We start from the raw sequence: 9,360 nt of genomic DNA on the forward strand, positions 1-9,360 counted from the left end.
GCGACCGCCCCCGCTGCGGCCGCAGCCGCCGCTGCCGCTGCCGCTGCCGTCGACGCGACCGCCACAGCCGCGGCCGCAGACGCCTCCGCCGCTGCCGCTGCCGCTGCCGCTGCCGTCGACGCGACCGCCACAGCCGCGGCCGCAGACGCCTCCGCCGCTGCCGTCGACGCGACCCCCACAGCCACAGCCGCGGCCGCGGACGCCGCAGCCGCAGCCGCAGCCGACGGACGTGACGCCCCACGCGAGCTCGACGCCAACGTGTCCCACGCCGACCGCCCCGGCACCCTCTCCCAGCTGACGATCACCCTCCCGTCCGGCGCGCGCCGAGTGTGGTGGCAGTACCGCACTCCCCGAGCCCGCTGGCTACTCCCACTCCGTCACGGTCGTCCCGTCGCGACTGCCCCGGATGTCCTGCGCGCCCCGACTCGATCCGACGAGGAACTCTCTCTCCCCGCGATCCTGGTCGCCGATATCCCGATGCAGCCCGACCGCCGCCGCCTCCTTCCCGGCGCCCGCATCACCGAATTGGCCTCCGGATACGCGGATTTCGCCCGCGCGCTCCCACCCCGGGACCGTCTCGTCCTGGTCCCCACGCCCGGCTTCGCCCGCAGCGAAGCGGACGCGATCCTCCGCGAAGCCGTGATCGCCGAGCTTCGTACCAACCCTTGGCTCCCGGTGTGCGCCACGCGCGAGCAGGCCACAGCCGATCCGTCGGACTTCCCGGAGCCCGGCTCGCCGACTTCATCTGAGAATCGCCACCCGCCAGGACACTTCGGAACCGACGATGCCGGGCAGAACAGCGCTCCCGACCTCGGGGACCTCTTCGCGTCGGACGAACCAGGCACACCCGGCCGTGACATCACGACACGATCAGGGCGCGGCGCGTCGGCTTCGGATGACCTGCTGGATCTGGCGGCTCTCTTCGCATCCGACGATGCCGAAGCGACCGGCGGCGATGGATCCCCTCTCGCCTCGGGCGAATCCGCACCGCACAGCGATCCTTTCGCCCCGGAAGAGCCCACCTACGAACCGGCCGCAGCGGACTCGCCGTGCAGCACACCGACCCGCGCGAGCGTATTTCCCGATCTCACACCGGAATTGGCCGCGATCCTCGCCGAGATCACCGGACCGCTGGTGATTCCGGAGCTGTCCGGCCGTGCCGGTCAGGACAAGCTGGCGGTGCTCGATGTCCATCGGCTCGGACCGGCCGCGGTGGCCGAGCGGACGAGCGGACTGGAACGTGAACCACGGTGGTGGCGGCGGTTCTACGCCGCCCTGGAACCGTTCGTCGTCGACACCAGGACCGCCGAGGAATTCGGCGCGCTGGCCGTGCCGCTGACCGACGGGCGGCTGGTCACCGGTCCGCGGACCGTGGTGCTCGATGATCAGCTCACGGTGGCCGTGCCGGTGCACTGGGCGCGCCTGGTGCACCCGGACGCCACGCACCCGCTGCTCGGTCGGCTGGGGGCCCGCAGCGCGAGTTCGGATGACCTGCTCACCGATCCGGCCCTGCGCGATCTGCTCGAGCAGGATCCGGCCGACCCGGACACGGTCGCCGCGGTGCTCCAGCTGGCTCCCTTCGCCTCCCACGGCTCGCTGCCCGACTGGCTCGGCCTACTCGAATTGCCCGACGAAACAGGCGAGCTGAGCCCCGCCGACGAACTGCTGCTGCCCGGCGCCCCGCTCGCCGAGGTCCTGGCATCCGACGCCCCCTTCGGCACCGTCGCCGACGCCGCCGTCGCCGAGTACGGCGAGCAGGCCTTGCGCGCGATCGGTGTCGGCTGGGGTTTCGCGGTGCTCACCGATCCGGAACCGGTCGGCCCCGATCACGACCTCGACGCCGAACAGTCCTGGTGGGACAGCCTTTCCGAAGACCCCCGCGAGCTCGTCGCGGTCCGCGATCTCGACCTGGTCGACGAAGACCGCTGGCCGCAAGCGCTGCGCCACTTGCTGTCCGAGCCGCGCACCCGTGCCCTGCTGGCCGATCGCGACGGCTACACCGCCTGGTGGTTGCACCGCCACGCCCAGATCGACGGCATTCCGTTGGGCCGGCTCCACCACCCCGACGACGACGAATTCGACGGACTTCTACCGGTATTCGCGGCTGTCGGCATCGAAGGCCCCGATCTCGATGCGCTGCGCCCCGTTCTCGTGCGCCCGGACATCATGTCCGCCGCGCTGGCCGAGGAACTCCTCGACGCGCTGGCCGATCCGTCGAAATCCCCTGCCCCCGAGGTGATCGCCCGAACCAATGCCCGTCTGGCCGCCGCAGTCGCGTCCGGCGTCCTCGATCCGCGCGAACTGGATCTGCCCGAGCAGATCCGCGCACTGTCCGGCGACGTCGTCGACGCGAGTACCGCCATGGTTCTCGACCAGCCCTGCTTCGGCCTCGTTGTCCCGCCGGAACGCCTCGTGGTCGGCGACACTGCACACGCGGACGCGTTGGCCACCCTGCTCGACCTTCCGCTGGTCTCGGCGGAGGTCAGTGCCGAGGTGCTCGGCACCGGGCGCCGAAGCACCTGGGCCGCGGAGCCTTTGGGTGTGGTGCTGCGTCAGCTGTGGTCGCCGCAGGATGTCACCGGCGAGCTGGTGCTGCACGAAACCCTCGAAGTGCATCTGCGCGGGGCGATCTCGGGCACTGTCCACGTCCCGTGGTGGTGCGAGGGCGACGTGACCCACGTACAGGCGCCGCGCGGCTGATCTATTCCGCGTGCGTGGCGACCATCTCGGCGAGCAGATCGAGCTGAACCTGCACGGACTCGCTGTCGTCATCGACCAGCCACCGCAGCACGATCCCGTCGATCACATTGAGGATGAACCGGCTCAGCGTCGCCACCGGGGTGTTCCATCGCGTCTCGGTCGCCTCGCTGCAATGGTTGATCACATCGGCGACGGTGCTGTCGTTGAACCCGTACTGCTCGCGGGCGATCGCCAGCTTGGCCGGCGTCGATTCGCCCTCGCGCAGCGCGTAGGTGGTGGTCTCGTAGGTCAGCAACTGCCGTTCGGGAGTGGCTTCGATGTTGCGCCACATCAGTTCCAAACCGCGGCGCACCAATTTCTGAAGTGCTTCTTTTCCTGTTCCTGCGTCTTCCCATACCGTTTCATCGGCATCGACGGAATCGCGCAATTCCATCGAGAGCGCTTTGACCAGCTCGGTCATCAGCGCGTCCTTGTTTTCGAAACAGTAATGCACCACACCTAGCGAGACGCCTGCCGCTTGGGCGACATCGCGCGTGGTCACGCCCGCCACGCCCTTTTTCTCGGCGAGACCGATCGCTGCCTCGATCAGGTGGGCTCGTCGTTCTTCGACGCTCAATCGGGAGGACACTGTGCGAGTTAAGCGCTCACGCCACGAACAGTCAATTCGCCGGTCCGCCAGAAAATCCTGGACATTTGACCAGTTGATGTGGTTGTCTCCGAAATGGAAGTTGCGAAGGAGTCGCCCGATGTCCCTGTCCCGCCGCACTATGCTCACTGTCTCGGCACTGGGTGCCACGGCACTGCCCGTCATCTCGAAGAGGGGAATGCCGGTCGCCCACGCGAATCCCGAGGGATTCGAATTCGGGCTCGGTAGCGCCGATCTCACGGGCCCGGCCGCGGAATGCGGCATGATGGGCTACTCCCAACTCGAACAGACAACAGCGGGAATTCATCTGCGCCCACGCGCGCGTGCGTTCGTCATCGGTGCGCGCGGATTTCGGATCGCGTTCGTCGCGGTGGAGAACGGCGCGGTGTTCGCCTCGGTGCACGGCGCGGTGCTGCTCGCGCTCGCCCGCCGTTTCGGTGACCGGTATTCCGAGCGGAATGTCGTTCTCACCTCCACGCACACCCACGCCAGTTGTGGCGGTTCCGCGCACGACTACGCCTACACGCTGGCGACGCTGGGATTTCAGCAGCAGGTCTTCGACGCCGAGGTCGACGGAATCGTCGAGGCGATCGTGGCGGCCGACGCGGACTTCGCCCCGGGCGCCATCAGCCTGGGGCGCGCAGAACTCCACGACGCCAGTGTCAACCGCTCGCGCGTGGCCTTCGACCGCAATCCGGCCGCCGATCGCGCGGTCTTCCCCGACGCGATCGACCCCGCGGTGACCACGTTGGTGTTCGCCAGACAAGGTCGTCAGGTCGGCGCGCTCACCTGGTTCGCCACCCACAACACCTCGATGACCAACGCGAACCGCCTGATCAGCTCCGACAACAAGGGCTACGCGAGCTACGCCGCCGAGCACCTCGAGCACGGCGTCCGCCACCTCGACGGCGCCGGTTTCCTCGCCGCGTTCGCGCAGACCAATGCCGGTGACATGTCGCCCAATCTCGGCCTCGCGCCCGGCAACGGACCGACCACCGACGAGTTCGACAACACCAGGATCCTGGGCGAACGCCAGCATCACGCGGCGAAAGAGGCGGCGGCGCGGGCCGCCGTACAGCAGGCCGAGGTCGCCTCGATGCTCTGCTACATCGATCTCGCCACGCTCACGATCGACGGCCGCTTTACCCCCGACGGCGCCCCGCGACGCACCTCCCCGGCCGCGGCGGGCGTCTCGCTGGCGGCGGGCAGCGTCGAGGACGGTCCCGGCCTGCCCGGCGGCCCGATCCCCGAAGGCGTGCGCAATCCGATGGTCGACTTCCTCGGCGGCATCGACCACCCGCACCCCGCCTGGCTCGCCGACGCCCAGGCGCCCAAGGCGATCTTCGCCCCGCTCGGGCTGATGCCGCCCGTACCGTGGGTCCCGAATGTGGTGCCGATCCAGCTGATTCGCATCGGTGACCTATATCTGGCCGCCGCGGGCGCGGAATTCACGATCGTCGCCGGGCTGCGCGTGCGCCGCGCGGTGGCGGCGGCGCTCGGCGTCGAGCTGGAACAGGTGCTGCTACAGGGCTATTCGAACAGCTACCACGAATACGTCACCACCCCCGAGGAATACGACTCGCAGCAGTACGAAGGCGCTTCGACGCTGTTCGGCCGCTACACGCTGTGCGGGTATGTGCAGGAATTCACCAGACTGGCAGCGGCGTTCGCCGTGGGTCAGCCGGTCGGGCGCGGTCCGGCGCCGCGCGATGTCTCCGCGCTGCAACCGAACTTCGCCGCCGCGCCAGGGCCCGACGCGACCCCGCCCGGCCGTGGTTTCGGTGACGTCCTGATCCAGCCGGCAGCCTGTCGACGCGGCGAACAGGCGGCTGTCGAGTTCGTCTCGGCCCATCCGAAACACAATCCGCGCCGCGGTGACACCTTCCTGCACGTGCAGCGAAAGACCGCGACGGGCTGGGATCGGGTGGCCAACGAAGGTGAATGGGACGTCCGCTTCCACTGGCGCACAGCGGGCGCCTCGGTCTCGATCGCCCGCTTCACCTGGGATATCCCCGCAACGGCCGAACCCGGCGTGCACCGATTCGTGCACTACGCCGACGCACTGGGCGCCGACGGCACGCTTCGCCCGGTTATCGGGACCAGCGACGAATTCGCGGTGAGTTAGTCGGTGTCGAGGCCCACCTGGGCGCCCTTGTCACCGCGCCGCGCGGAACGCCGCTGCAACAGGAAGATCGACGACCCCAGCACGCCCACCACGAGCCCCATCAGGCACACCGGGCGGGCATCGGCCCAGCTCGCGTTCATCCACACGACCGCGGTCGCGATGACCCACAGAGCGAAGCCACCCAGCACCACGGGGCGTGGGTCGACCAGGAATCGGGGCAGTTGCGGTATCTCGGGACTGACAGGTCCGGCGTCCATACCCAAACAGTAGCCGTGTGAAACCCGTCAGCACAGCCGGATTTACCGTAGAGTTCTGCACTGTGACAATGCCATCGGACGTCCGTGCCCTGGCCGGTGACCTTTCACTGGCCGTCGTGCGGCTCACGAGACACCTGCGCGGACGCCGTTCCGATGCGCAGATCTCGCTTACTCAGCTGTCGGCTCTGGCGACGCTGGCTCGCGATGGCGCGATGACGCCCGGCGCGCTGGCAGGCAAAGAACGCGTGCAACCACCGTCGATGACCCGTGTCATCGCCTCGCTCGCCGACCTCTCCCTGGTCCAGCGCCGCCCGCACCCGACCGACGGCAGGCAGATCATCGTCTCGCTCTCGCCCGCCGGTCGCGCGCTGATCGCCGACGAGACCAATGCCCGCGAGGTGTGGATGACCGGTCAGCTCGCCGGACTGCGCCCCGAGCAGATCGCGGTGCTCGGGGAAGCCGTCGGCATCATGAACCAGATCGTCGCCGAATCGGAGTGATCAGCTCGATTGCCGCGCCGCGTCGGCCGAGACCACGTCATGGCCGAGCGGGAACAGCGACAGCGGCACCAGCTTGAGATTCGCCCAGGCGAACGGCAGACCGATGATCGTCACCGCCAGCGCGATGCTGGTGAACACATGGCCCAGCGCCAGCCACCAGCCCGCGAAGACGAACCAGATCACGTTGCCGATCAGCGAGCCCGCGCCCGCACCGGGTTTGTCGACGACGGTGCGGCCGAACGGCCACAGCACGTATCCGGCCAGGCGTAGCGAGGCGATCCCGAACGGGATGGTGACGATCAGGATGAAACAGATCAGTGCCGCGAGCAGGTACCCCAGCGCCATCCAGAACCCGCACAGCACCACCCAGAGCACGTTCAAGATCAACTGGACAATCTTCATGCTTCCAGCATGCCAGGATTAGCCGGTGGCCGAAGTGATCGATATCGACGACCCCACCGACCCGCGCGTCGACGACTTCCGTGACCTGTCCAATGCCGACCGCAGGCCGGATCTGCCGGGCCGAAAAGGCCTGGTCATCGCCGAGGGCGTAGTGGTCGTGCAGCGGATGCTCGACTCGCGTTTCGCGCCCAGCGCCCTGCTCGGCGTCGGGAAGCGCTTCGAGACCCTCGAAGGCGATCTGGCCGATCGCGATCTGCCGTACTACCGCGCGAGCGCGGAGGTGATGGCCGAGGTGGTCGGCTTCCATCTCAATCGCGGCGTACTCGCCGTGGCGCCGCGTCCGGCGGAGCTCACCGTCGACGAGGTGCTCGACGGCGCCCGCACGGTGGCGGTCCTGGAGGGCGTCAACGACCACGAGAACCTGGGTTCGATGTTTCGCAACGCCGCCGGGCTCGGCGCGGACGCGGTGCTGTTCGGCGACCGGTGCGCCGATCCGCTCTATCGGCGGGCGGTACGGGTGTCGATGGGACATGTGCTCCGGGTGCCCTTCGCGCAACTGCCGCAGTGGCCGGCGAGCCTGGACCTCGTGCGGGACAAGGGTTTCCAGATCATCGCGTTGACGCCGAACCCCGCGGCGGTGAACCTGGCGACGGCGATGACGGGGGAGAAGGTGGCGCTGCTGCTCGGCGCCGAAGGGCCCGGCCTGACCGAAGAAGCCATGCGCGCCACCGATGTTCGCGCGCGCATCCCGATGTCACCCGGAACCGATTCGCTCAACGTCGCGACCGCGGCGGCGATGGCGTTCTACGAACGAGTGCGCACGTCATGAGCAAGGAGTGTGAGGGACCGTATCGGGCGCAAGCGGATTCGGTGCCATGGGCGGCCGGCTGCACCGTGGTCGTGCTGGTCGCGCTGCTCGGCGGGGTCGCGGTCTACGCCTTCGGCTGCGCGCTGGCCGCGGTCAATCCGCTGCTGGCGATCGGGGTGAACGTGGTGGCGGCGATCGGGGTGGCGCCGACCGCGTGGCGGTGGCGGTTCACGCCGGTGGTGCGGTGGGTGCTGGCCGGTGCGGCCGCGGCGGTGGTGCTCGGCTGGATCGCCGTGATCGTCTACCAGCTCAGCTGACGCTCACAGCACCCGATCGGCACCGCGCAACCACCCGAAGAGCCCGCGCTTGCGCCGCGTCGCCGCCCCGGGACGACCGACCGGCACGCGCTTCTGCTCCGGTGCCTGGCCTTTCGGATACAGCGTGAAACCGCAGACCGGCAGGTCGCCGGGGGTGAGTCGGCCGGAAGCGGCCGGGGTCAGGTAGCGGAAACCGAGCCATTCGTCATTGGCGGCGTCGGCGAAATCCGGTGGATCGAACGGCAGCGACTGGGGTTCGGGATGGTCCGAACCCCGCCACGGCACCGGATGCTCGCCCGCCCAGAAGGTGCGCTCCCACACCATCGGGAGTCCTTCGTTCTCGAGAATGTCCACCCGGGTGGAACTGAACGACCGCCGGAATTCGCCACGTTCCCAATGCGCGAACGCGCCCCAGTGCAGTGTCGTGTCGTAGGACACCAGGTAGGTGTGCTCGGAAGCGAGCGGGCGCACCAGCAGATCGGGCAGCTTCGTCGGATGTACCAGCGCGGCCTCGGCCGTACACACCACGGTCAATCCGGGATAGCACCCGATATAGACCTCGTCCCGATCCGGTGCGGCGCATCCGGCGAGCGTCCCGACCATGTGCGGCCGAACGTCGTGGTCGCCGTACAACTGCCCGGCCAACGCCGCCGCCGCGACAGGATCGGACTCGATAGTTCCGGTCAGCACCGCCACCGGATCAGGCGTATCGACATACCAGAGCGTAGAAGCCACTGTCCCGCCTCCCTGTCCCGCCTCGCTGTCCCGCCTCTCCGTGTATTCAAGCCAGACTCAGGTGGGTGGCTCGATGGCGTCGGCGGCTGACGGTTGGCGGACGTGGTACGTCAGTTCGTTCCCGGCGAGTTACCCATGTTCTTGCGAGATATGGCAATCGGGCCCGTGAGCGTCCGCATGCTTTCAGTTGCCGGAGCTACGGACGCCGAGCAGAACGTCTTCCCATGACGGCATGGGCGCCTTGCCGCGCTTGGTGCGCGCGGGCTTCGGTGCGGGCTTCTCGGCTACCGGTTCCTCGGCGGGCTTGTCCGCTTGCGCCGCGGGCTGGCTCGGCGTGGCGGGAACAGCGGGCTTCGGGGCGGCGGGCTTGGGCGTGGCGGGGATCGGTGCAGCGGGGATGGGTGCGGCCGGAATCGCCGCCGTGCCACCGCCTGCGGCGACCTGACGCTGCTCGTAGTACTCGTCCACGTTCGGCGCAGGCCGGCTCTGCGGACGCGCGGCGGGCGCGGCGATCTGCTCGCGCGGACGCGGCTCCACCGGGGTGGGCGGTTCGAGCACCGGCGAGGCGGCCGGAACCGGCGTGGGCAGGATCGTCGCCAGCCCACGCAGCGCGCGGCCGAAGTCGGGATCGATCAGGTCGTTGGCCGGGTCGTCGAGCGGCGACACCGAGCCGCCGTGCGCGTCGGGCTGGTAGCGCCAGTGCGCGGCGATCTCGGAGTGACCGTGGCGCCACTGCAATTGGGCGACCCAGAAACCCTTCTCGTCTTTCCAGGCATCCCACTCGGCCTGTTCGATGGTGTGGCCGCGCTCGGCGAAGGCCGCCGTGACGATCTCGTGCAGCGTTTCCACCGAGGGGCCGTCGGGACGCAC

At 69.0% G+C, this 9,360-nt stretch carries 10 protein-coding genes; 5 read left to right on the top strand and 5 right to left on the bottom strand.

The genetic code is table 11. The features are described 5' to 3' along the window. A partial coding sequence (locus ACFWF3_RS12945; protein WP_379313839.1) for a hypothetical protein occupies nt 1-2,700 on the top strand: 2,700 nt, incomplete at its 5' end. A gap of 1 nt (nt 2,701) precedes the next feature. On the opposite strand, the gene ACFWF3_RS12950 is transcribed toward ACFWF3_RS12945, so the two are convergent. After that, nucleotides 2,702-3,466 carry a TetR/AcrR family transcriptional regulator gene (locus tag ACFWF3_RS12950; RefSeq protein WP_378990507.1) on the bottom strand — a complete coding sequence of 255 codons (765 nt, stop codon included), beginning with the start codon at nt 3,464-3,466 and terminating at the stop codon, nt 2,702-2,704. Here ACFWF3_RS12950 and ACFWF3_RS12955 point away from each other — a divergent pair. Then, nucleotides 3,447-5,471, top strand: coding sequence for a neutral/alkaline non-lysosomal ceramidase N-terminal domain-containing protein (locus tag ACFWF3_RS12955; RefSeq protein WP_379313840.1), 2,025 nt, complete (start codon nt 3,447-3,449; stop codon nt 5,469-5,471). The two genes, ACFWF3_RS12950 and ACFWF3_RS12955, sit on opposite strands and share 20 nt — an antisense overlap. Here the strand turns inward: ACFWF3_RS12955 and ACFWF3_RS12960 are convergent. Beyond that, nucleotides 5,468-5,728, bottom strand: a complete 261-nt coding sequence (locus ACFWF3_RS12960; protein WP_379313841.1) for a DUF2530 domain-containing protein — start codon at nt 5,726-5,728, stop codon at nt 5,468-5,470. The genes ACFWF3_RS12955 and ACFWF3_RS12960 overlap by 4 nt on opposite strands. Nucleotides 5,729-5,796: 68 nt before the next feature. On the opposite strand from ACFWF3_RS12960, the gene ACFWF3_RS12965 reads away from it, so the two are divergent. Continuing rightward, a complete protein-coding gene (locus ACFWF3_RS12965) occupies nt 5,797-6,228 on the top strand; it encodes a MarR family winged helix-turn-helix transcriptional regulator (protein ID WP_379295987.1) in 432 nt (143 codons plus the stop codon). Here ACFWF3_RS12965 and ACFWF3_RS12970 read toward each other — a convergent pair whose 3' ends face one another. Then, nucleotides 6,229-6,630, bottom strand: a complete 402-nt coding sequence (locus ACFWF3_RS12970; RefSeq protein WP_378631982.1) for a YccF domain-containing protein — start codon at nt 6,628-6,630, stop codon at nt 6,229-6,231. It abuts the gene before it with no gap. Nucleotides 6,631-6,655: 25 nt separating this feature from the next. On the opposite strand from ACFWF3_RS12970, the gene ACFWF3_RS12975 reads away from it, so the two are divergent. Next, nucleotides 6,656-7,459 (top strand): TrmH family RNA methyltransferase, encoded by an 804-nt coding sequence (locus ACFWF3_RS12975; protein WP_378990503.1) that lies wholly within the window; start codon nt 6,656-6,658, stop codon nt 7,457-7,459. Next, nucleotides 7,456-7,755 carry a DUF2537 domain-containing protein gene (locus ACFWF3_RS12980; protein WP_378990502.1) on the top strand — a complete coding sequence of 100 codons (300 nt, stop codon included), beginning with the start codon at nt 7,456-7,458 and terminating at the stop codon, nt 7,753-7,755. The genes ACFWF3_RS12975 and ACFWF3_RS12980 overlap by 4 nt, the downstream gene beginning before the upstream one ends. Before the next feature lie 3 nt (nt 7,756-7,758). Here the strand turns inward: ACFWF3_RS12980 and ACFWF3_RS12985 are convergent, their stop codons facing one another. Both ACFWF3_RS12985 and sepH read right to left on the bottom strand, forming a co-directional pair. Beyond that, nucleotides 7,759-8,490 (bottom strand): DUF6928 family protein, encoded by a 732-nt coding sequence (locus ACFWF3_RS12985; protein WP_378990501.1) that lies wholly within the window; start codon nt 8,488-8,490, stop codon nt 7,759-7,761. A gap of 183 nt (nt 8,491-8,673) precedes the next feature. Beyond that, on the bottom strand, nt 8,674-9,360 hold a 687-nt coding region (sepH, locus tag ACFWF3_RS12990), incomplete at its 5' end, for a septation protein SepH (protein WP_379313842.1).

This window comes from Nocardia sp. NPDC060220, from assembly GCF_042727815.1.
Lineage (GTDB): Bacteria > Actinomycetota > Actinomycetes > Mycobacteriales > Mycobacteriaceae > Nocardia.